Annotated in this window: 1 protein-coding gene; it reads left to right on the plus strand. The window is 62.4% G+C overall.

Translation table 11 applies throughout. The features are described from left to right. On the plus strand, nt 1–290 hold a 290-nt coding region (locus J4G32_RS20990; protein ID WP_246505447.1), incomplete at both ends, for an Ig-like domain-containing protein.

A 290-nucleotide genomic window follows, 5' to 3' on the forward strand; every position in this document is an offset into this window, starting at 1 on the left:
TATACCGGCGCTATCGCCAACGGTCAGGTCACTAATGACGCACAACCCACATTGAATGGTACCGCTCAGGCGGGCGCCACGGTGAGCATTTATAACAACGGGGCGCTGCTCGGCACCACCACGGCGAACGCCAGCGGAAACTGGAGCTTTACCCCGACAGGCAATTTGACCGAAGGCAGCCACGCCTTCACCGCCACCGCGACTAACGCCAACGGTACAGGCAGCGTCTCCACCGCCGCGACGGTGATTGTCGATACGCTGGCGCCCGGTACGCCGTCAGGTACGCTCAG

It is taken from the genome of Microvirga antarctica (assembly GCF_017921815.1).
In the GTDB taxonomy this organism is placed as follows: Bacteria; Pseudomonadota; Alphaproteobacteria; order Rhizobiales; family Beijerinckiaceae; genus Microvirga; species Microvirga antarctica.